The sequence below is a fragment of the Paracoccus aminophilus JCM 7686 genome (assembly GCF_000444995.1).
Lineage (GTDB): Bacteria > Pseudomonadota > Alphaproteobacteria > Rhodobacterales > Rhodobacteraceae > Paracoccus > Paracoccus aminophilus.
This window is the reverse complement of sequence record NC_022044.1, coordinates 97,683-119,874: the sequence shown is the minus strand read 5'-3', so window position 1 is coordinate 119,874 and position 22,192 is coordinate 97,683. Positions and strand designations below refer to the sequence as shown.

Below are 22,192 nucleotides of genomic sequence, written 5' to 3'. Positions count from 1 at the left end.
GACAAGGACCACAAGCGACGACAGCCGGGACATGGAGGATGCCCCGGGTGAGCGACATACCAAGCCGGCCTTACAAGGACCGCGACAAGGTCATGAAGCGGCTTGTCCAACAGGGAAACGCAAATATGGTTGATCAATCAACATCCGGCCCGCTGGCCGGGACAGGCGAGGGCGCGGGGACGACGCATCGGTTGCATCGTACCCTCACCTGGCGAGGGGCTTTCTGGGTGGCGGCTGGCGTGCCGCCTCTGGTGCTCTTCTCGATCGGGGGGATTGCGGGCGTGGCCGGGAAGGCCGCTTTCGTCGTCTGGATGCTCTCGATGTGCATGGGCTTTCTGCAAAGCTTCACCTATGCCGAAATGGCCGGGATGTTCGGCAATAAATCCGGCGGCACCTCGGTCTATGGCGCGACCGCATGGCTGCGCTATTCCAAGCTGATCGCACCGCTCTCTGTCTGGTGCAACTGGTTCGCCTGGAGCCCGGTTCTCTCGCTCGGCTGTGCGATTGCGGCGGGCTATATCCTGAACGCGCTCTTTCCGGTGCCGCTGGCGGAAAGCCAGCAGGTCGTGGCGTGGGTTACGGCCCATCTTGCTGATTACACGGCACAAACCCAATCGGTCGTCGATTATCTGGCCGCCCATCCGGGCCTCTCGGCCGAGGCCGCGATTCAGGCCGTCGCCCAAGCTGATGGCGTCAGCGCGCTGACCCCGGCCTTCCGCACCTGGGAGGCGCTGACCTTCACCATTCCGGGCCTTGGCACGCTGCATTTCAACGCGACCTTCCTGATCGGCGTCGTGCTGATGCTGATCATCTTCGCGATTCAGCACCGGGGGATTTCCTCGACCGCGAAATCGCAAAAGCTGATGGCGCTGGTCGTGCTGATCCCGCTTCTGCTGGTCGGTCTGGTGCCGATCCTGAACGGCTCGATCAACTCGATGAACGTCACCGGAATCGTGCCGCCGACCGCCGCTTATGCCTCGACCGACGGGGCCTGGAACATCGGCGGCTGGACGCTGTTCCTTGGCGCGATGTATATTGCCGCCTGGTCGACCTATGGCTTTGAAACCGCCGTATGCTACACCGCCGAATTCAAGAACCCCGCCACCGATACGTTCAAGGCGATCTTCTATTCGGGCCTGCTCTGCATGGTCTTCTTCTTCCTGATTCCCTTCGCCTTCCAGGGCGTTCTCGGCCATGAGGGCATGCTTGCCCCCGGGATCGTGGACGGCACCGGCATCGGCGCCGCGCTGGCCGGTCTTGTCAACGGCGGTCCGGTGATCACCCAGATCCTCGTGATCCTGATGATCCTCGCGCTCTTCCTCGCGATCATGACCGCGATGGCGGGCTCGTCGCGCACGCTTTATCAGGGCTCGCGCGATGGCTGGCTGCCGAAATACCTCAGCCATGTGAACGAGCATGGCGCGCCGACCAATGCAATGTGGACCGACCTTGGCTTCAACGTCTTCCTGCTGGCGCTGGCCTCGGATGCGACGGGCTATTTCTACGTGCTCGCGATTTCGAACGTCGGCTATATCATGTTCAACTTCTTCAACCTGAACGCCGGCTGGATCCACCGCATCGACAGCCCGCATCTGGTGCGCCCGTGGAAAGCGCCGACGCTGCTCATCGGCTTCAACACGCTGCTGGCCTTCGTCAACGCGATGTTCCTCGGCGCTGGCGCCAAGGTTTGGGGCTATTCCGGCGCCTTGTGGTCGGGGCTGATCTTCGCGAGCTTCATTCTGCCGGTCTTCTGGTATCGCCATTTCTATCAGGACAAGGGCCATTTCCCGCGTGAGGCAATGGAGGATCTTGGTCTCAAGGATGACGGCGATCTCGGGCCGCGTCGGGCGGGGATCTTGCCCTATGTCGCGCTGATTGCCGGGGCGACGGTCGTGCTGGTCAGCAACTGGTTCTTCCAGCTGCCGACCTGAGCCTGTCCTGCCGGAACCGACTGGAAGCGGGGCCCCTCGGGCCCCGTTTGTTTATGGCGGCTATCTGGCCCCTGCTCCCTTGCGCATCGCTTGGCGTCGCCGCGCGGGCGGCATCCCGAACCGCTCGGTATAGAGCCGCGAGAAATGCGCGGCGCTGGTAAAGCCCGTCACCAGCGCGACATCGAGCATCGAGAGCGTCGTTTGCTGCACCAGCTCATCGGCCTTTTTCAGCCGCATCTCGCGGTAAAAGGCCATCATCGAGGCGCCGAGCTGGTCGTTGAACAGCCGCTGGAGCTGGCGCGGGCTGCAACCGACCTGCGCCGCGATCTGGTCGGGCGAGAGCGGGTCGGCGAGATGGCCGAACATCAGATCGACGGCTTGGGCGAGCATCGGATGACGCAGCTCGAACCGTTCGGCGGCGGGCGATTGCTGGGGCTCGTCGGCACCGCGCGCGCGCGAATGGATGAACCATTCCGCGACCTGCCGCGCAAACGCCGCGCCGTGATCACGCGCAATCAGCGCGCACATCATATCCAGCGCCGCAACCCCGCCCGCGCAGCTGTAACGGTCGCGGTCGATGACATAAAGCGCGCGCTCGATCAGCAGATCGGGGTGCTCTTCGGCCAAAGCGTCGATATGGGCCCAGTGGATGGTGAAGCGCCGCCCCTCCATCAGCCCAAGCCGCGCGAGGATCGCCGCGCCGCCAGAAATCCCGCCCAGAGGCAGCTTCCGCGCCTTAAGCGCACGCAGCCCGCGCGCGAGCGCCGTATCCTCGTAAAGCAGCGGGTTGCCGCCCGCGACCACCAGCGCCAGATCGAGATCGCTGGCCGCGGGTAGCTTCGAGGTCTGAAATCCCCCGCCCGAGGTCGAGGCGGCAAAGCCGCCCGCAACCGAGTGATAAGAGGGCCGATAAAGCTCGCGCCCGGCCAGATGATTGGCCGCGCGCAGAGGTTCCACCGCCGAGGTCAGCGACATCAGCGAATAATCGGCGGTCAGCACGAAGCCGATGCGCAGCGGAGGGGTGATGTCGGCCATGATCCATATGTCTGTCAGATGACGAATTATAATCACCTCCGTCCAGAACAGGCAATAATTTGTCCGTGAAGGACAAATGCAGGCCAAAATGCGGCGTATCTTTCTTCTGAGGAAAGACGAATCGGAGTAGGTGCACCGTGCGATATTCGGGGCTGAAGGTGATCAAAGAGGCTCTGACGGGCCACAAGGGTTGGAAGCCGATCTGGCGCAATCCGGAGCCGCAATCCTCCTATGATTATATCATCGTGGGCGGTGGCGGGCACGGACTTGCCACGGCGTATTATCTGGCCAAGACCTTCAAGAAAGCCCGGATCGCGGTCTTGGAGAAAAGCTGGCTGGGCTCGGGCAATATCGGGCGGAACACCACGATCATCCGCTCGAACTACATGCTTCCGGGCAATGAGCCGTTTTATGAATTCTCGATGAAGCTCTGGGAAAACCTCGAGCAGGAATTCAACTTCAACGCCATGGTCAGCCAGCGCGGCATTCTGAACCTGCTCCATACCGATGCGCAGCGCGATGCCTACCGTCGTCGCGGCAATGCGATGATCTTGGCGGGCGCGGATGCCGAGCTGCTCGATCAGGACGGCGTGCGCAAGATGTATCCCTGGCTCAATTTCGAGAATGCGCGCTTCCCGATCAAGGGCGGTCTTCTGCACCGTCGCGGCGGCACGGCGCGCCATGACGGCGTCGCCTGGGGCTATGCGCGCGGCGCTGATCTTGAAGGCGTCGATCTGATCCAGAATTGCGAAGTCACCGGCTTCCGCATCGAGAACGGCAAGCTCAAAGGGGTCGAGACCTCGCGCGGCTATATCGGCGCGGGCAAGGTCGGCGTCGCGGTCGCGGGCTCGTCGGGGCGGGTCATGGCCAAGGCCGGAATGCGCCTGCCGATCGAAAGCCATGTGCTGCAAGCCTTTGTTTCCGAAGGGCTGAAGCCGACGATTGACGGCGTCATCACCTTCGGCGCGGGCCATTTCTATGTCAGCCAATCCGACAAGGGCGGTCTGGTCTTCGGCGGCGATATCGACGGGTACAACTCCTATGCCCAACGCGGCAATATGGCGGTGATCGAGGATGTCGCGCAGGGTGGCATGGCCTTGATGCCTGCGATCGGGCGCGCGCGTCTGCTGCGGGTCTGGGGCGGCATCATGGATATGTCGATGGACGGCTCTCCGATCATCGACAAGACCCCGATCGAGGGGCTCTATCTCAATGCCGGTTGGTGCTACGGCGGCTTCAAGGCGACCCCCGCCAGCGGCTATGCCTTTGCCCATCTTCTGGCCACCGACACCCCGCATGAAACCGCGCGCTTCTATCGGCTCGACCGCTTCGAGCGCGGCCTTCCCATCGACGAAAAAGGCATGGGCGCGACGCCCAATCTGCACTGAGGCGAGACATGCTTATTCCCCATCCCCTTCTTGGCCTGCGCGACTCGGAAGAGTTTGCCTATCTGGGCGACGCCTCGCTTCTGGACCGCCCCGATGGCATGGCCCCCGATGCCGCGCAAAACTTCTACGAATACCAGCATTTGCGCGACAACCCGGCGGGCGTGCACCGCGAGCTGTGGTTTCACGAGCAAGGTGACCGCAGCTGGCTGATCGTCACCCGCAACACCATCACACATGAGATCCTTGGCGCAGAGCTTGCCCGCGACATCAAACTGGCGCGCAGCTCAGGAGGTGCGGCATGACCCGTCTTTCCGGTGGTCTGGTCGACCGCTCGCGCAGTCTGACCTTCAGCTTCGACGGCAAGAGTTATTCGGGCTTTGCCGGCGACACGCTCGCCTCGGCGCTTCTGGCCAATGACGTGCGGCTGATGGGGCGCGGCTTCAAATATCACCGCCCGCGTGGCGTGTTTTCGGCGGGCTCGGAAGAGCCGAACGCGCTGGTCGAACTGCGCGGCGGTGCCTGGCAGGAGCCCAACACCCGCGCCACGGTGGCCGAGCTGTTCGACGGGCTGGAAGCCAAAAGCCAGAACCGCGTCGGCTCGCTGAGCTTTGACCTTCTTGCGGTGAACGACCTTCTGTCGCCCTTCTTCGCGGCGGGCTTTTACTACAAGACCTTCATGTGGCCGCGCGCCTTCTGGGAAAAGATCTACGAGCCGATGATCCGCCGCGCGGCGGGTCTGGGCAGCCTGTCGATGCAGGCCGATCCCGACAGCTATGACTCAGGCTTCCTGCATTGCGATCTTCTGGTGATCGGCGGCGGCGCGGCGGGTCTTGCTGCGGCCTTGACCGCTGCGCGCACCGGCGCCAGCGTCATTCTCGCGGATGAGGATTTCCGTCTGGGGGGCCGCCTTCTGGCCGAAAGCGCGCCGCTGGATCGTCCGGCAAGCGAATGGATCGCCGAGCTCGAGAAAGAATTCGCGAGCCTGCCCAATCTGCGCGTCATGCGCCGCACCACGGTTTGGGGCGCCTTCGATCACGGCATCTATGGCGCGGTCGAGCGGGTTTCGGACCATCTCGTGACGCCGGGCAAACGCGTGCGCCAGACCCTGTGGCGCATCACCTCGAAACGCGCGATTCTGGCGGCGGGCGCGACCGAGCGGCATATTCCCTTCGCCAACAACGACCGTCCCGGCGTGATGCTGGCGGGCGCGATGCGGAGTTATGCCAACCGTTGGGCGGTCAGCCCGGCGCAGAAGGTCGCGATCTTCACCAACAATGACGACGGCCACCGCACCGCGCTGGATCTTGCCGCCAAGGGCGTCGATATCACCGCCGTCATCGACAGCCGCTCGGGCGCGAAATCGCAAGGCGGCTACCGCACGATTGCGGGCGGTCAGGTCAGCGACAGCAAGGGCCGCCTTGGTCTGACCAAGGTCGAAGTCACCGCGAACGGCAAGACCGAATGGGTCGACTGCGGCGCGCTGGGTGTGGCGGGCGGGTGGAACCCGAACCTCCATATCGCGTCGCACCACCGCGAGCGTCCGGTCTGGAATGATGCGCTGCAAACCTTCCTTGCGGTCGAAGGCCCGGTCGGTCTACGCATCGTCGGCGCGGCGGCGGGCAAGGGCTCGACCGCTGAGGCTTTGGCCTCGGGTGCAGAGGCCGCGCAAGCCGCTTTGGCCGATCTGGGCATCACCGCGCATCTGCCCGAGCTGCCCAAGGGCGAGGACCATGCGCTGAACCTGCAACCGCTCTGGCATGTGCCGGGCAAGGGCCGCGCCTGGGTCGATTTCCAGAATGACGTGACCGTCAAGGATGTGAAGCTCGCTTGGCAGGAAAACCTCCGTCCGGTCGAGCATCTCAAGCGCTGGACGACTTTGGGGATGGCGACCGATCAGGGCAAGACCTCGAATGTCACCGCGATTGCGGTCATGTCCGAGCTGACCGGGCAAAGCATCAACCAGACCGGCACGACGATTTTCCGGCCGCCCTATACGCCGGTCTCGATGTCGGTTCTGGGTGGCGGCGACACCGGCAGCCATTTCCGGCCCCGCCGCCTGACCCCGACCCATCCTTGGGCTGCGGCGCAAGGCGCGGTCTTCGTCGAGGTCGGCCAATGGATGCGCGCGCAATATTTCCCGCGCCCCGGTGAGACGACCTGGCGCGAGACCGTGGACCGCGAGGTTCTGGCCACCCGCAAGGGCGTCGGCATCTGCGACGTGACCACGCTTGGCAAGATCGACGTCCAAGGCGCGGATGCGGGCGAGTTCCTCGACCGGGTTTATGCCAATGCGATGAAGTCGCTGAAGGTCGGCATGGTCCGTTATGGCCTGATGCTGCGCGAGGACGGGTTTGCTTGGGATGACGGCACCTGCGCCCGGCTGAGCGAGACCGATTATGTCGTGACCACCACGACCGCCAATGCCGGGACGATCTACAAACATATGGAGTTCTGCCGCCAGTGCCTCTGGCCCGAGCTTGATGTGCAATTGATCTCGACCACGGATGCCTGGGCGCAGATGTCGGTCGCAGGTCCGAATGCGCGCAAGCTGCTCGAGCGCGTCGTCGATGGGTTCGACCTCTCGAACGAGGCCTTCCCCTATATGGCTTGCGGCGATCTGACGGTTTGCGGCGGGCTCCGGGCGCGGCTCTTCCGGATCTCCTTCTCGGGCGAGCTCGCCTATGAGATCGCGGTTCCGGCGCGTTACGGCAATGCGCTGATGGCGCGGATGATCGAGCTTGGCCAAGACCTTGGCGCGACCCCTTACGGCACCGAGGCGCTTGGCGTCCTGCGGATCGAAAAGGGCCATGCTGCGGGCAACGAGCTCAACGGCCAGACCACGGCGCAGATGCTCGGTATGGGCAAATTCGTGAGCACCAAGAAGGACTCGATCGGCGCGGTTCTGTCGCGGCGCGAGGGCATGGTCGCCGATCCGCGCGTGCTGGTGGGCTTCCAGCCCGTCGATGCGAGCGATCCGGTGGTGGCGGGTTCGCATCTCTTTGAAGAGGGCGCGGAACAGAACACCTGGACCGATGAGGGCTGGATCACCTCGGCCTGCTATTCGCCCCATCTCGGCAGCGCGATCGGGCTGGGCTATCTTGCCAATGGCGCGGATCGCAAGGGCGAAGTGATCGTCGCCGCCAACCCGCTTCAGGGCCAGTCCGTGCGGCTGCGCGTGGTCTCTGCTCATTTTGTCGACCCTGAGGGAGGACGCGTCCGTGACTGATCTTTCGCCCATCTGCGCGCTTGGCCAGACCACGCCGCAAAGCCGCCGCATTGGTGCGGTGACCTTGACCGAAAACAGCGAGCTGGGCCTTGCCTCTCTGGCCCTGCGCCGGGGCAGCGCCGCGCCCCAGATCGGGGTGACCCTGCCCGGCCCGGGTGGCTGGGCGGAGGGCAGCGGCATCGCCGCCTTCTGGACCGGCCCCGATCAATGGATGGTCGAATATCCCGGCCGTGCGACCCAAAACGTCGCGGCCGAGCTGATTGCGGCTGCGCCGGGAACCTCAGTCACCGAACAGACCGACGGTTTCGTGGCCTTCGAGATCTCTGCCCCCGAGCCGCAATTGCTCGCGCTTGTCTCGAAACTCGTCAATGTCGATCCGGCCCGCTTTGCGCCCGGCTCGGCGACCCGCACCGGCTTCCACCACATGAGCGTCTTCGTCATCCGCCGCGCGCCTGACCGCATGGCGTTGATCGGGATGCGCTCGGCGGCGGGAACCATCTGGCATGGCCTCGTCGAGACGGCCGAACTTCTTGAGGTAATGGCATGAGCGTGATTGATGGGAAGGCCTTTGCAGCGGATGTCCGTGCCCGCGTGGCCGAGGGCGTCGCTGCGGTGAAAGCCAAGGGCATCACCCCGGGGCTGGCGGTGGTTCTGGTCGGCGAAGACCCCGCCTCCGAGGTCTATGTCCGCAACAAGGGCATCCAGACGCGCGAAGCGGGCATGGCGAGCTTTGAGCACAAGCTTGATGCCACGACCCCCGAGGCCGACCTGCTGGCGCTGATCGAGAAGCTGAACAATGACCCCGCCGTCCATGGCATTCTGGTGCAGCTTCCGCTGCCCGGCCATATGGATGCCGACAAGGTCATCAATACGATCAACCCGGCCAAGGATGTCGACGGCTTCCACATCTCGAATGTCGGGCTGCTCGCGACCGGGCAGAAGTCCATGGTGCCCTGCACGCCGCTTGGCTGCCTGATGATGTTGCGCGACAAGCTCGGCAATCTCTCGGGGCTGAATGCGGTGGTGGTCGGGCGCAGCAATATCGTCGGCAAGCCGATGGCCCAGCTTTTGCTCGGCGACAGCTGCACGGTGACGATTGCCCATTCGCGCACCAAGGATCTGGCCGAGGTCTGCCGCGGTGCCGATATCCTCGTCGCCGCCGTGGGCCGCCCGCGCATGATCCCCGGCGATTGGGTGAAGCCCGGCGCGACCGTGATTGATGTCGGCATCAACCGCATCGAGGACGGCGGCCGCACCCGTCTGGTCGGGGATGTCGATTACGACAGCGCGGCGGCGGTCGCCGGTGCGATCACCCCGGTGCCGGGCGGCGTCGGGCCGATGACCATCGCTTGCCTTCTGGCGAATACGCTGACCGCTTGCTGCCGTGCCAATGGCCTGCCCGAGCCGCAGGGCCTGACCGCCTGAAACCGGCAAGGCCGCGACCGGGCGCAGGAGCTCTGGTCGCGCCAAGACCGAACCGCAGCACAAACGCGTCACACCGGAAGCTGGGCCGTGCTGGCCCCTTCCCCGCCTTCAAGAAACATGCCAGCGCTGCCCAAAGCGCCAAGTCCAGAACGGGAGACCTGAATGAACCGCTATTTCCTGACCGTTGCCTGCCCGGCCAAACGCGGCATTGTCGCCGCGATCTCGGGCTATCTCACGGCAAAGGGCTGCAATATCACCGACAGCTCGCAATTCGACGATACCGAGAACGATAAATTCTTCATGCGCATCAGCTTCATCTCGGAAGACGGTGCCGGTATTGATGAATTGCGCCGGGATTTTGCCGAAACGGCGGTGGATTTCGACATGGTCTCTGCCTTCCACAGCGAAGACGAGAAGATGAAAGTCGTCATCATGGTCTCGCGCTTCGGCCATTGCCTGAACGACCTGCTCTATCGTTGGCGCATCGGCGCGCTGCCGATCGACATCGTCGCGGTGATCTCGAACCATATGGATTATCAGAAGGTCGTCGTGAACAACGACATCCCCTTCCACTGCATCAAGGTCACCAAAGAGAACAAGCCTCAGGCCGAAGCCGAGCAAATGCGCATCGTCCGCGACAGCGGTGCCGAGCTGATCGTGCTGGCGCGCTACATGCAGGTGCTTTCGGATCAAATGTGCAAGGAAATGTCGGGCCGGATCATCAACATCCACCACTCCTTCCTGCCGAGCTTCAAAGGCGCGAACCCCTATAAGCAAGCCTATGAGCGCGGCGTGAAGCTGATCGGCGCGACCTCGCATTATGTGACGGCCGACCTCGATGAAGGCCCGATCATCGAGCAGGAAACCACCCGCGTCACCCACGCGCAATCGCCCGAGGATTATGTCTCGCTCGGCCGTGATGTCGAAAGCCAGGTGCTGGCACGCGCGATCCATGCCCATATCCACCGCCGGGTTTTCCTCAACGGCAACAAGACCGTGGTCTTCCCGCCCTCGCCCGGCAGCTTTGCGAGCGAACGCATGGGGTAAGCCGCGACAATTCGGGCACAACCCCCGGGCATTCTGGTGCTGAGGATTGCAATTTGCCGCAATCTTCAGCAGAGTCTTCCGCTCCCTTAAGGAAAGGATCTCTCTCCGATATGGCCAGAAAATCGGTCAGCCAGATGAAGCTGTCGCAAAACCCGCATGCGCTGCGCGACAGCTCGGAAAAGAACCTTGAGGTTGCCATCGGCCGCTCTGTGCGGGAATTGCGCAAACGCCAGCGCATGACCGGCGCTGATCTTGCCGCGCAGACCGGTCTGTCGGTCAGCATGCTCTCGAAGATCGAGAACGGCGTGATTTCGTCGTCTCTCGGGACCTTGCAGGCGCTCGCAAATGCCTTGCGGGTGCCGCTGCTCCAGCTCTTCTCTGGCTATGCGGAACATCGCGGCGCCATGCATGTGAAATCCGATCAAGGCGTCGAGATTGAACGCGCCGGTACCCGCGCCGGGCATCAATATCACTTGCTCGGCCATATCGGGTCGAACAATTCCGGCGTCGTGGTCGAACCCTATATGATCGTGCTGACCACCGAGAGCGACCGCTTCCCAACCTTCCAGCACGAGGGGATCGAACTTCTCTATATGCTCGAAGGCATCGTCAGCTATCGCCACGCCGAGCAGGTCTATCGCCTCGAGCCCGGTGACACGCTTCTCTTCGACGCAGACGCCCCGCACGGCCCGGTCGAGCTGGTCGAACTGCCGGCGAAGTTCCTGTCGGTCATCACCTATCCCCAAAGCAAATAGCCCGAGGATCGCGGTCGAAGGGGGTTCTACCCCCGTCGCCGTCCCGGCGACTCCCCCGGGATATTTGAACATGAAAGACGGGGAAGAGGCCGCGCCAAGGCGGAAATGGCGAAGTCTTAGCTGAGCCTGTCTTTCATGTTCAAATATCCTCGGGGGTGAATTGCGGCGAAGCCGCAAGAGGGGGCGGAAGGCCCCCTCTCTTCGTTCAGGAAGCGTCGACGATGGCCGCTTCGGTTGCGGCGCGCAGCTCGGCTTCACTGACGCCCGCTGCGGTTTCGACAATCTTCAGGCCGCCCTCGACCACATCCAAGACCCCGAGATTGGTGATGATGCGGTTGACGACGCTCTTGCCGGTGAGCGGCAAGGTGCAGGCTTTGAGGACTTTTGACTCACCGGCCTTGTTCGTGTGATCCATGACCACCACGACGCGTTTGACGCCCGCGACCAGATCCATCGCGCCGCCCATACCTTTGACGAGCTTGCCGGGGATCATCCAGTTCGCGAGATCGCCGTTTTCCGCGACCTCCATCGCACCGAGGATGGCCATGGCGATTTTGCCGCCGCGGATCATCGCAAAGCTCTCGGAGCTGTCGAAATAGGCGGTTTGCGGCAGCTCGGTCACGGTTTGCTTGCCGGCATTGATCAGATCGGCATCCTCTTCGCCCTCATAGGGGAAGGGACCGATGCCGAGCATGCCGTTTTCCGATTGCAGCGTCACCTCGACGCCTTCGGGGATATAGTTCGCGACCAGCGTCGGAATGCCGATCCCGAGGTTCACATACCAGCCGTCTTGCAGTTCTTGCGCGGCCCGCGCCGCCATCTGGTTGCGGTCCCAGCCCTTCACGTCATTGGCCATTACGCGGTTTCCTTCTTGCGGGTGGTGCGCTGTTCGATGCGTTTCTCGTGCTTCCCCTGGATCAGCCGGTGGACATAGATCCCGGGCAGATGGATGCCATCGGGGTCGAGCGAGCCGGTCGGGACGATTTCCTCGACCTCGCAGACGCAGATGCGGCCGCATTTCGCGGCGGGGACGTTGAAGTTGCGCGCGGTTTTGCGGAAGACGACATTGCCCGAGGCATCGGCCTTCCAGCCTTTGACGATGGCGAGATCCGCGACAATGCCGCGTTCGAGAATATAGGTCTCGCCGTCGAAGTCCTTATGCTCTTTGCCCTCGGCGATTACGGTGCCGACGCCGGTCTTGGTGTAAAAGCCGGGAATCCCCGCGCCGCCCGCCCGCATCCGCTCGGCCAGAGTGCCTTGCGGGTTGAATTCAAGCTCGAGCTCGCCCGAGAGATATTGGCGCATGAATTCAGCGTTTTCGCCGACATAGGATGACATCATCTTCTTGATCTGGCGGGTCTGCAGCAGCAGGCCCAGCCCGAAATCATCGACGCCCGCATTGTTCGATGCCACCGTCAGATCCTTCACGCCGGACTCGCGCAGCGCCGCGATCAGGAGTTCGGGGATCCCCGAAAGCCCGAAGCCTCCGGCCGCGATCAGCATGCCGTCCTTCAACAGCCCGTCAAGCGCCTCTGCGGCGCTGCCGTAGACTTTCTTTCCCATTGGCCCCACTCTGTTCTGGAATCGCTATGACGGATCTCCCCATCCGCCCGATTCCGACTCTGTCGGGTTGCAAGGCGGCGCGCCATCCGTAGGAATACCTAGATCACTAGGTAATGAGCGGTTCAGATGTCGCCCGATTCCCGGCCTGCCGAATTTTTGGCGCCAGACAGCATCGGCTTTCTGCACGCCCCTGTCGCGACGCTTGTTCTGTCCGAGCGCATGGTGCTGCGCGCCAATGCCATGGTCGAGCGCGTCTTCGGCTGGCGCCCCGAGGAGATCGAGGGCAAGTCGATGCGCCTGCTCTATCCCGGTCAGACCGATTTCGAACAGATCGGCGCCCGCGCGCAGCGGGCCTTTGCCAGCGATGACATTTGCCGCGACGAGCGGCTGATGCGGCGCAAGAATGGCCAGATCGTCTGGATGGAGGGCCGTGGTCGCACGCTCGACCGCGGCGATCCCTTCCGGCTGGCGGTCTGGACCTATGTCCCGCTCGAGGAGGTCGAGAGCGACGGGCCCGAGACCCTGACCGCCGCTGAAAAGATGGTGGCGAAATATCTGGTCAACGGCTTCACCAGCAAGGAGATCGCCCAGACGCTGGCGCGCTCGCCGCGCACGATCGAGGCGCATCGCGCCAATATGATGCGCAAGATGCGGGCACGAAATGCCTCAGAGTTGGTACGTTCCCTGTTGAATATGCAGGGGGAATAGCGCCCGGGCGGGGGCGATCTCAACCTCTTGTCGCATAGCGGTCGGCCCGATCAAGGGCCACATTGGAAGAAGTCCCTCCCCGAGACGAAAGGAAACCGAAATGTCGCGTCCTCCCGAACTTCAGGCCTTTCTCGACACCGCCATGCCCGTCATGCAAGCGCGCGCCAGCGACCCCCGCTCACCCGCCTCGCTGGAGCGCATCATCGAAGCCATGACCGTCGAGGCCGAGCGCGGCGCGAGCCCCGCCGAGCTGCCGGTCTGCGACTGGCTGAAGACCGCGCTCGACCCCGATCCCGAAACCCCCGATATTGCCGCCGTCTTCGCGGCTTTCCGCAAGCTCGCGCCCCATCTGCGCTGGCGCACCCGATCCGGCGCACCGACCGCGAGCGAGGGTTTTGCCGAGAGCCATGCCAATGCGATGCTGCTTGGCCCGGGCGGCATCGAGGATCGCCATGATCTTTGGCTCGGCGTCAGCCTGCTCGCCCCCGGCACGCGCTATCCCGATCACCAGCATCTGCCCGAAGAGACCTATCTCGTGCTGTCGCCGGGCGAGTTTCGCAAAGAGGGCGGCGATTGGTTCCGGCCGGGCGTCGGTGGCAGTTTCTTCGTGCCGCCGAATTCCGTCCATGCCATGCGGGCCGAGCCCGATGCGCCGCTTTTCGCGCTTTGGGCGCTGCGGCCAGAGCGTGGGGAAAAGTCGGTGCCGGACGCATAGGCCGGGCCTTCGGGCTTAGCAGGCGGTCGTCCACAACCGGAAGCGGCCACGCCCCGTCACTTCGCGCAGCAAGCCCGCGGCCTGCAATCGGGTCAGGCCGCGCTCGGCGCTGTCGCGGGAAATCCCAAGCGCAAGCTCGGCATCCTCGGTGCTGATGAGCGGACGTTGCAGCGCGAATTCGACCAGCCGCGCCGGGGTGCCGCCCTTCATCGCGGCGACGCTGCGCAACGCCGCCGCACGCCAGTTGCGGAAGCGGCGCAATTCAGCGCGGGCATCGGTTGCGCCCTCAAGAACCGCCGTGAGCCAAAGCTGAAGTCGGGCTTCGGGCGCGGCTGAGCTGCGCCAGACCTGCCGCCCATGCGCACCAAGCGGGGCAAAGCCGAGCGACGCAAGATCCTCGACCATGACAATCGCAGTGAAGGTCGCGCTTTCGATCACATCCTCGACCGGCGAAAGTCCGGCACGCCGCCACAGCATCAAGGCCGCCGCCGCACGGGTCAGCGGATGGCATTTGGCAAAGCCGGTCAGATCGTGCTGGAACAGCCGAGCGCTTTCGTCGAAATCCGCGCCACAGGGGCGCTGGGTCAGCGCGTCGCTCAACCCACCGATTTCGACCCGGTGGAGGCCGAGAAAGCTGCGCAGATCGCGGGTCCGGCGCGCGGGATCATTGCTGCCATGCGCGGGCAAAAGCCGACGCAAGGCCCATCGCGCTTGCGTCAGCCCCTCGGTATCGGCACCGCTGCGCGCGGCCAAAAGCTCGCGGCCAATGTCTTCGCGGCGCAGGATTACCCCCTGCCCCCACAGCATGGATTCGACCTCAATCAGCGCCAGCCTTTGTGCAAGCCAAGGCGCCTCTTCGATTGCCGCATCCAGCGCCCCCAGCGCGCAAGCCGCCCGGGCCAGAGGCTGGGCGAGCCGTGCTTCGGCCCGCAGCCAGACCTCGGGGTCGGTCAGATCAGAGGCGCGGCGGTCGCTTGGCGCAGGGATCGGCGGGGCGTCAGTCGGAAAGCTCATCCGCAAATTCTGGCATGGTCTGCGGATCGGCGCCAGAGTGACTTGCCGCGAAACGGCTGATCGCGCTCAGGATTGCCGAGAAGCTGCGCCGCGCTCGGTCGCTGGTCCCACGCGCGCGCAGATAGCTGTGGGGAAGCTGCAGCTCGTTGCGCCAGATCGCCGCGACGCCTGCCGCTTTCAGCTTCGCGGCATAGTCGCGGGCATCATCGCGCAAGGGATCGACATCGGCCGAGACGATGAAGGCCGGGGCGAGGCCCGCAAGCTCGGTCGCGGTCAGCGGCGCCGAAAGCTCGGTCGCCTTCTGATCGCCCATCAGCGCATCGCGGTAAACCTCGAGATCGGAGGTGCGCAGCATCGGCGCCTCGGCATTCTCGTGATAAGAGGGTGCGGTGCCATCGCCGCCAAGCCCGGGATAGATCAACACCTGCCCCAGAGGCATCCGCCCGCGCGCACGCTGTGACAGGCAGAGCGCGGCGACAAGGCTGCCGCCCGCGGAATCGCCCACGACAACGCCGGGCCGGTCAAGCGCCTCCCAAACCGCGCCGAGATCGCCGATCTGCGAGGGATAGCGGTATTCGGGCGCGAGCCGGTAATCGACCGCGACGACCTGAAGCCCGGTTGCATCGGCGATTTCGGCGCAAATGTCGTCATGGCTGTCGAGCCCGCCGACGACATAGCCGCCGCCATGCGCGTAAAGCACGACCACCGGCGTCTCGGTCCCATAGACCCGGCAGGGCACACCGGCGATGCGGCGATCGCTGACGCGAAGCCCCTCGGGGCGACCGCGATGAAAGCGGGCGCACATCTCGTTGTAAAAGCGGCGATTTTCGGCGGCGCTCGCCTCATTGGCCTCGGCGGGATAGGCCTCTTCGCTCAGCCGGATGAACTCCAGCACCTGCGGGTCGGTGATTTTGGTGGTCATGGTGGTCCAGCTGCTCCGATGAACTCGATACGCGCCTCAATGCGCGCCTTGCGCGATGCGCCGCGTCAGCCAATCGGGGTCGGGTTCGGGCACCGAGGACAGAAGCTCGACCGTATAGGGATGGCGAGGCGGATCGAGCACCTCTGCCTTGAGCCCCTTGTCCATGACCCGGCCGCCTTTCATCACCACGACCTCATCGGCAATCGCGCGCACGGTTGCGATATCATGGGTGATAAACATGTAAGAGACGCCTGTCTCGTCCTGCAAACGGCTGAGAAGGCGCAAGATCCCCTCGGCGACAAGCTGGTCGAGCGCGCTGGTCACCTCGTCGCAGATGATGAATTCCGGCCCCGCCGCCAAGGCGCGGGCAATGCCGATGCGCTGTTTTTGCCCGCCCGACAGCTCGCCCGGCAAACGGTCGAGAAACTTCTTCGGATCAAGCTCGATCTGATCCATCAGCTCATGCAGGCGCTCGGTCTGGGCGCGGCCCTGCACGCCCTGATAAAAGGCCAAAGGCCGCGACAGGATCTGGCGGATGGTCTGGCGCGGATTGAGCGCGGTATCGGCCATCTGATAGATCATCTGGATGCGCTTGAGCTGATCCTTGCTGCGATCCTTGAGCGCGGGCGGCAGCGGCTTGCCGTCGAGCTCGATCAGCCCGGCTTTCGGCGGCAAGAGCCCGGTGATCACACGCGCCGTCGTCGATTTGCCGGAACCGGATTCGCCGACCACGGCCACGGTTGCACCGCGCGGAATGTCAAAGCTGACATCTTCGAGCACATTGATCGCACCGTAAGCCGCCGAGACGCCAGCAATGCGGATCGCGGGGGTCTGGCCCGTGTCAAGCGCACGCTCGGGACGGCGGAACTCGCGCACGGCCCAAAGCGAGCGGGTATAATCCTCGCGCGGAGCCGCCATCATCTGGCGGGTGGTGGCCTCCTCAACCTCGCGGCCGTGGCGCATGACTTTGATGCGGTCGGCCATCTGGGCCACCACGGCGAGATCATGGGTGATATAGATCGCCGCCGTGCCGAATTCGCGCACCGCCTCGCGGATAGAGGCGAGAACGCCGACCTGCGTCGTCACATCAAGCGCCGTCGTCGGCTCATCGAAAACGATGAGATCGGGGCGGCAGGCCATCGCCATCGCGACCATTGCGCGCTGCAATTGCCCGCCCGAGACCTGATGCGGAAAGCGCAGGCCGAAATTATTGGGATCGGGCAGATGCATCTTGGCGTAAAGCTCACGCGCGAAGGCCTCGGAATCCGCGCGGCTGGCGGTGCCGTGGATCTGCGGCCCCTCGCAGAACTGGGTCAGAAGCCGCCAGGCCGGGTTGAAGCTCGCCGCCGCCGATTGCGCGACATAGGCGACGCGCTTGCCGCGGATCTGGCTGCGCTTGCTTTCCGAGAGCGACAGCAGATCGACCCCGTCGAGCAAGGCCTTGCCACCGGCAAAGCGCAGCCCCGGCGCGGCGTAACCCATGGCGGCAAGGCCAAGGGTCGATTTGCCCGCGCCGGATTCTCCGATCAGGCCCAGCACTTCGCCGCGATCCAGCTCGAGATCGACGCCATGCAGGATCGGCGTCCAACCGGCATCGCCTTTGGCCTCGATCTTCAGATTTTCGATTTTCATCAGCATGGCATCAATCCTTCAGACCCGAGGCGCGGTGCAGCATCCAATCCACCACGAAGTTGACCGCGACCGTCAGCAGCGCGATTGCGCCTGCGGGCAGAAGCGGCGTCACATCGCCGAAGGTGATGAGCGAGGCATTGTCGCGCACCATCGAGCCCCAATCGGCCATCGGCGGCGGCAGGCCGAGCCCGAGGAAGGCCAGAGCCGAGATCGTCAGGAAGACGAAGCAGAAGCGCAGGCCGAATTCCGCGATCAGGGGGGCTGCGATATTCGGCAGCACCTCGCGGCGGATCACCCACCAGGTCCCCTCGCCGCGCAGTTTCGCGGCCTCGACATAATCCATGACCATGACATTCATCGCCGTGGCCCGGGCGAGCCGGAAGACGCGGGTGGAGTCCAGAACCGCGATCACGAGGATCAGGTTCATGATCCCCGGCCCCAGCGCGGAGAGCGCCAGAAGCGTGAAGATCAGCGAGGGCACGGCCATCAGGATATCGACGATCCGCGACAACAGCAGATCGACCCAGCCGCCAAGCGCCGCCGCCAGAAGCCCCGCGACCGCGCCGATGGTGAAAGCGAGAATGGTGGTGGCCAGAGCGATCGAGACCGTATTGCGCGCCCCCCAGATCAGCCGAGACAGCATGTCCCGGCCAAGCGAATCCGTGCCGAGCGGGAAGGCTCCGCCCCAGGGCTCATATTGCGCACCGACGATCTCGGCTTGGCCATGGGGCGCGATCAGCGGCGCAAAGATCACCAGAACCGCATAGAAGAGAATGACGGCAATGCCGAACATCGCGGTCAGCGGCATCGTGCGGAAAGTGCGGGTCAGTTCCATCGGCTCACCTCGGATGCAAGAGGCGGGGGTTCGTGGCGATGGCCAGAACATCCGCGATGAGGTTGAGAAGGATATAGACCGCCGCAAAGATCAGCGCGCAGGCCTGCACCACCGGCATGTCGCGGTTGGTCACGCTGTCGACCATCAGCTGGCCCATGCCGGGATAGACGAAAACCACCTCGACAATGACGACGCCGGTAATCAGCCAGGCGATGTTCAGTGCCACGACGTTGATGATCGGCGCCAGCGCATTCGGCAAAGCGTGTTTGACGATCATGCGCCAGCGGCTGGCGCCTTTGAGCCGCGACATCGCGACATAGGGCGCGCCCAGCACGTTGACGACCGCGGCGCGGGTCATGCGCATCATATGGGCGGTCACGACCAGAACCAGCGTGATCGCGGGCAGGAAGGTTGCGCGCAGCATCTCGCCGAAGCTTGCGTCGGGCGAGACGCTGGCCATGGAGGGAAAGAGCCCCCAGTTCACCGACAGCCAGAACATCAGCAGATAGGCGATAAAGAATTCCGGGAAGGAAATCGCGCTGAGACTCAGGATGTTGATGAGACGGTCGAACCAGCTCCCGCGCCACAGCGCGGCGAGAAGGCCAAGCGTCACCGCCAGAGGCACGGCGATGACAGCGGCGTAAAGCGCCAGAAACATCGTATTGCCCAAGCGGCCCGCAAGCAGCTCTGACACCGGACGACCATTGGCGAGCGAGCGCCCGAAATCGCCCTGAAGCACGCCCGCGATCCAGCTGAGATAGCGCGGCACCAGCCCTTGATCGAGCCCGAGCTGGCGGCGGAAGGCTTCAACAGCCTCGGGCGTGGCATTCCGCCCGAGCACCTGTTCGGCAATGTCTCCCGGCAGCATGGACACTGCCAGGAAAACAAGGATCGAGATGATGAAAAGCGTGAAAAGACCGATACCAAGCCGCGTCAGGATCATATGTCGCAAAGCGCCGCCGGTTCGGGTTCCACTCATGCGACCGCCTCGCGCTGGCCGATGGCGCGGATCGCCGCACCGGCTGCCTCGGGTGCGGGCAGAGCCGCGTCCTCGGTGGCGATTTGGTCCAGCCGGGCCTTCAGGGCATCATTCATCGGAACGGTGCGACCGGCTTTGGTATCGACGTGCAACAGCATGTGCTCCCCCGTAGCTGCTTCGGTGCCGTCTTCCTTGAGTATCCGGTGGAAGAGACGGAACTTCTTCGCATCATGCCCGATAAGTCTGGTTTCGACAGTCAGTTTTTCACCGCCCGAGCTTTCCGCCAGATGCCGGATGTGGGTTTCGACCGTATAGGCCGAGAAACCACCGGCGCGATAAGCCTCGTCCAGACCGACATGGATCATAAAGGCATCGGTCGCGTCGCCCAGCACCTGCAGATAGCGGAACTCGGTCATATGGCCGTTGTAGTCGAGCCAGTCGCCGCTCACCCGCGCCGTATGCAGCCGCAACGGATAGCCCGAGGGTGCTTCGACCTTGCGGGCATAGAAGCGGTTTTCCATCTCGCGCAGGGATTGCCCCGCGCCCCAGTCATTGGCTTTGAGCGCCTGGAAAATGCCCACGAGATTGTCGTCGCGGATGCGTTCAAGCTCGCGGATCGAATGTTTGCCCGATTGCGCATCCGATTGATCCGCGATCATGCCGACCAGCCGATCATCGAGATCGGGCACATCCATCAGCTTCGTCCACGGCCATTTCAGCGCCGGGCCGAACTGGGCAAGGAAATGCTTCATGCCCGCCTCGCCGCCGGCGATGCGATAGGTCTCGAACAGGCCCATCTGCGCCCAACGCAGGCCGAAGCCGTAGCGGATGATGTCGTCGATTTCCTCGGTCGTGGCGATGCCGTCATTGACGAGCCACAGCGCCTCGCGCCAGACCGCTTCGAGCAGGCGGTCGCCGATATGGGCGTCGATTTCCTGCGCGATCGAGACGGGTTTCATCCCAACCTCGGTCAGAAGCGCGGTGGCGCGTGCCGCCGCCTCACCGCCGCCGACGATCTCGACCACCGGCAGCAGATAGACCGGGTTGAAGGGATGGGCGACAAGAATGCGCGCGGGATGCTTGGCGCCCTCACGCAGCTCGGAGGGTTTGAAGCCCGAGGTCGAGGAGCCGATGATCGCCGTGGCAGGCGCCGCCGCCTCGATCTCGGCCAGAATCTTATGCTTCAAATCCAGCCGCTCGGGCACGCTTTCTTGAATGTAATCCGCGCCTTCGACCGCCTCGGCGATGCTTTTGGTCCAGATGATCTGCCCCGGCTCGGGCAGGGGCGCGAGAAACATCTTGGCCCAGGCGCGGCTGGCATTGGCCATGACCTCGCCGACGATGCGTTGGGCCTCGGGATGGGGATCAAAGACCCGGACATCGTGTCCGGCGAGGATGAATCTTGCGATCCATCCCCCACCGATGACGCCACCACCGATTGCTGCAATCTTCATGCTGCCCACCACCGTTCCACAATTTTCCAGCCGTCAAAGAAGCGGTCGCCCGCCACCGGCCCATGCGCGACCTTGTTGTTCTGCGCATCGACATAGTTCACGAAAACCGGGATGATCGTGCCGCCGTCTTCCGAGACGAGCGCCTGCATTTCATGATACATCTCGCGGCGTTTCGCATCATCGAGTTCGGCCCGCGCGGTCAGGAGAAGCTGGTTGAACTTCTCATTGTCCCAGACCGATTCATTCCATTCCGCGCCCTTGGCATAGACGAGGCTGAACATGTCATCCTCGGTCGGGCGGCCGTTCCAATAGCCCATGCAGAAGGGCTGCTTGAGCCAGATATTCGTCCAGTAATTGTCCGCCGGCTCGCGTTTGACATCGACATTGATGCCGCAGGCCTTGGCCGATTGCTGGAAGAGCTGCGCGGAATCGACCGCGCCGGTAAAGGCCGCATCCGAGACGTGAAGCTGCACGTCAAGCGAGCTCAGCCCCGATTGCTTGAGGTAATATTTCGCCTTGTCCGGGTCATAGCTGTGCTGCGGCAGATCGGCGGCGTAATAGCGGTTCGCGGGCGTGATCGGGCTGTCATTGGCAACCTTGCCGTAGCCGCGCAGGATCTTTTGCAGGAACTCCTCGCGGTCGATCGCATATTTGAGCGCGAGACGCACATTGTTGTCGTCAAAGGGCTTCACATTGGTGCGCATCGGCATGGTGTAATGCGCGGTCCCGGTGGTCTCGACCAGCGAAATGCCGGGACGGCGTTTCAGCAGATCGACCGTCGCGAGATCGGGCGCGTTGATGACATCGACCTGCCCGGTCATCAGCGCATTCTGGCGCGCGGTGGTGTCGGCGATGGCAAGGAGCTCGACATCCTCGAACCAAGCGCGGTCCTTCTTGAAGTAATCGCCGCGCCGTTTCAGCACGATACGCACGCCCGGCTCGTGGCTGACCAGCGTATAGCCACCGGTGCCCAGACCCGATTGCCAGTTGAGCGTGCCGTCCTCATTCGCAGGCATGATGATGTAATGGTAATCCGCCGTCAGCGTCGGGAAATCGGCATTGCCCGAGGTCAGCTCGAAGACCACCGTATGATCGCCATCGGCGCGGATGTCCTTGATCTGCTCAAGCGGACCTTTTGCGCCGGATTTGCTGTCCGGTCCGCGATGGTGGTTGAACGAGGCGATGACATCCTTCGCCGTCACCGCCTTACCGTCGCTGAATTTCGCATCCGAGCGGATCTTGAAGGTCCAGGTGGTCGCGGTCGCATCGGGCTCGACGCTTTCGGCGAGCTCGGGCTGAGCCTTGCCGGTATGGTCGATCTCCATCAGCGTGTTGCAGACCCCCAGCATGGCGATGATGATCGGCCCGGCGAGATAAAGCGCGGGGTCGAGCGTGTCCGAGGTCGCCGCCCCCGACATGCCGATGGTCATCTTGCCACCGGCTTTCGGCTGGGCGTCCTGCGCGAAGCCTCCGCGCGGCAGCAGCAGACCGGCGGCGGTCATCGCCACCGATCCGGCCAGAAGTGAACGTCTGGTCAATTCCGTCATCTTGCGTCTCCCTGTT

20 protein-coding genes are annotated in these 22,192 nt (G+C 63.7%); 10 read left to right on the top strand and 10 right to left on the bottom strand.

Annotation, left to right across the window (positions count from 1 at the left end):
- Window positions 1-125: 125 nt before the first annotated feature.
- A complete protein-coding gene (locus JCM7686_RS21895; protein ID WP_051201749.1) occupies window positions 126-1,931 on the top strand; it encodes an APC family permease in 1,806 nt (601 codons plus the stop codon).
- A gap of 60 nt (window positions 1,932-1,991) precedes the next feature.
- Here JCM7686_RS21895 and JCM7686_RS21890 read toward each other — a convergent pair whose 3' ends face one another.
- Window positions 1,992-2,966 carry a GlxA family transcriptional regulator gene (locus JCM7686_RS21890; RefSeq protein WP_020953201.1) on the bottom strand — a complete coding sequence of 325 codons (975 nt, stop codon included), beginning with the start codon at window positions 2,964-2,966 and terminating at the stop codon, window positions 1,992-1,994.
- Window positions 2,967-3,103: 137 nt separating this feature from the next.
- Between JCM7686_RS21890 and JCM7686_RS21885 the strand changes: the two genes are divergently transcribed.
- From JCM7686_RS21885 to JCM7686_RS21855, 7 genes are all read left to right on the top strand, one after another.
- Window positions 3,104-4,354: a sarcosine oxidase subunit beta family protein gene (locus JCM7686_RS21885; RefSeq protein ID WP_020953200.1), complete on the top strand. Its 1,251-nt coding sequence runs from the start codon at window positions 3,104-3,106 to the stop codon at window positions 4,352-4,354.
- An 8-nt stretch (window positions 4,355-4,362) separates the two neighbouring features.
- Window positions 4,363-4,656, top strand: a complete 294-nt coding sequence (locus JCM7686_RS21880; RefSeq protein WP_020953199.1) for a sarcosine oxidase subunit delta — start codon at window positions 4,363-4,365, stop codon at window positions 4,654-4,656.
- On the top strand, window positions 4,653-7,580 hold the full coding sequence (locus JCM7686_RS21875) for a sarcosine oxidase subunit alpha family protein (protein WP_020953198.1): 2,928 nt from the start codon (window positions 4,653-4,655) through the stop codon (window positions 7,578-7,580). The genes JCM7686_RS21880 and JCM7686_RS21875 overlap by 4 nt, the downstream gene beginning before the upstream one ends.
- Entirely contained in the window at window positions 7,573-8,127 is a 555-nt protein-coding gene (locus JCM7686_RS21870; RefSeq protein WP_020953197.1) for a sarcosine oxidase subunit gamma, read from the top strand. Before JCM7686_RS21875 ends, JCM7686_RS21870 begins: the two co-directional genes overlap by 8 nt.
- Window positions 8,124-9,005: a bifunctional methylenetetrahydrofolate dehydrogenase/methenyltetrahydrofolate cyclohydrolase FolD gene (gene folD / locus JCM7686_RS21865; protein ID WP_020953196.1), complete on the top strand. Its 882-nt coding sequence runs from the start codon at window positions 8,124-8,126 to the stop codon at window positions 9,003-9,005. Before JCM7686_RS21870 ends, folD begins: the two co-directional genes overlap by 4 nt.
- A gap of 162 nt (window positions 9,006-9,167) precedes the next feature.
- On the top strand, window positions 9,168-10,052 hold the full coding sequence (gene purU / locus JCM7686_RS21860; RefSeq protein WP_020953195.1) for a formyltetrahydrofolate deformylase: 885 nt from the start codon (window positions 9,168-9,170) through the stop codon (window positions 10,050-10,052).
- A 110-nt stretch (window positions 10,053-10,162) separates the two neighbouring features.
- On the top strand, window positions 10,163-10,807 hold the full coding sequence (locus JCM7686_RS21855) for a helix-turn-helix domain-containing protein (protein ID WP_020953194.1): 645 nt from the start codon (window positions 10,163-10,165) through the stop codon (window positions 10,805-10,807).
- Between the two features lie 205 nt (window positions 10,808-11,012).
- On the opposite strand, the gene JCM7686_RS21850 is transcribed toward JCM7686_RS21855, so the two are convergent.
- Together JCM7686_RS21850 and JCM7686_RS21845 are read right to left on the bottom strand one after the other, a co-directional pair.
- On the bottom strand, window positions 11,013-11,663 hold the full coding sequence (locus JCM7686_RS21850) for a 3-oxoacid CoA-transferase subunit B (protein ID WP_020953193.1): 651 nt from the start codon (window positions 11,661-11,663) through the stop codon (window positions 11,013-11,015).
- Window positions 11,663-12,370 (bottom strand): CoA transferase subunit A, encoded by a 708-nt coding sequence (locus tag JCM7686_RS21845; protein ID WP_020953192.1) that lies wholly within the window; start codon window positions 12,368-12,370, stop codon window positions 11,663-11,665. Before JCM7686_RS21845 ends, JCM7686_RS21850 begins: the two co-directional genes overlap by 1 nt.
- A 126-nt stretch (window positions 12,371-12,496) precedes the next feature.
- Between JCM7686_RS21845 and JCM7686_RS21840 the strand changes: the two genes are divergently transcribed.
- Together JCM7686_RS21840 and JCM7686_RS21835 are read left to right on the top strand one after the other, a co-directional pair.
- The gene (locus tag JCM7686_RS21840; protein WP_020953191.1) at window positions 12,497-13,078 is read left to right on the top strand and encodes a LuxR C-terminal-related transcriptional regulator; all 582 of its coding nucleotides are present in this window, start codon (window positions 12,497-12,499) and stop codon (window positions 13,076-13,078) included.
- Window positions 13,079-13,178: 100 nt separating this feature from the next.
- Window positions 13,179-13,793 (top strand): dimethylsulfonioproprionate lyase family protein, encoded by a 615-nt coding sequence (locus tag JCM7686_RS21835; RefSeq protein ID WP_020953190.1) that lies wholly within the window; start codon window positions 13,179-13,181, stop codon window positions 13,791-13,793.
- Between the two features lie 15 nt (window positions 13,794-13,808).
- Here JCM7686_RS21835 and JCM7686_RS21830 read toward each other — a convergent pair whose 3' ends face one another.
- From JCM7686_RS21830 to JCM7686_RS21800, 7 genes are read right to left on the bottom strand one after another with little or no spacing between them, the layout of a single operon-like run.
- Window positions 13,809-14,807: a helix-turn-helix domain-containing protein gene (locus JCM7686_RS21830; RefSeq protein ID WP_020953189.1), complete on the bottom strand. Its 999-nt coding sequence runs from the start codon at window positions 14,805-14,807 to the stop codon at window positions 13,809-13,811.
- Window positions 14,791-15,729 carry an alpha/beta hydrolase gene (locus JCM7686_RS21825; protein ID WP_020953188.1) on the bottom strand — a complete coding sequence of 313 codons (939 nt, stop codon included), beginning with the start codon at window positions 15,727-15,729 and terminating at the stop codon, window positions 14,791-14,793. The genes JCM7686_RS21830 and JCM7686_RS21825 overlap by 17 nt, the downstream gene beginning before the upstream one ends.
- Before the next feature lie 36 nt (window positions 15,730-15,765).
- On the bottom strand, window positions 15,766-17,367 hold the full coding sequence (locus JCM7686_RS21820; protein WP_020953187.1) for an ABC transporter ATP-binding protein: 1,602 nt from the start codon (window positions 17,365-17,367) through the stop codon (window positions 15,766-15,768).
- Between the two features lie 4 nt (window positions 17,368-17,371).
- Complete coding sequence (locus JCM7686_RS21815) at window positions 17,372-18,196, bottom strand: ABC transporter permease (RefSeq protein WP_148292714.1); 825 nt, start codon at window positions 18,194-18,196, stop codon at window positions 17,372-17,374.
- 4 nt (window positions 18,197-18,200) lie between these two features.
- Window positions 18,201-19,175 (bottom strand): ABC transporter permease, encoded by a 975-nt coding sequence (locus JCM7686_RS21810; RefSeq protein ID WP_020953185.1) that lies wholly within the window; start codon window positions 19,173-19,175, stop codon window positions 18,201-18,203.
- The gene (locus tag JCM7686_RS21805) at window positions 19,172-20,629 is read right to left on the bottom strand and encodes a carnitine 3-dehydrogenase (protein ID WP_020953184.1); all 1,458 of its coding nucleotides are present in this window, start codon (window positions 20,627-20,629) and stop codon (window positions 19,172-19,174) included. Before JCM7686_RS21805 ends, JCM7686_RS21810 begins: the two co-directional genes overlap by 4 nt.
- Window positions 20,626-22,176 (bottom strand): ABC transporter substrate-binding protein, encoded by a 1,551-nt coding sequence (locus JCM7686_RS21800; RefSeq protein WP_020953183.1) that lies wholly within the window; start codon window positions 22,174-22,176, stop codon window positions 20,626-20,628. Before JCM7686_RS21800 ends, JCM7686_RS21805 begins: the two co-directional genes overlap by 4 nt.
- Between the last annotated feature and the right edge of the window lie 16 nt (window positions 22,177-22,192).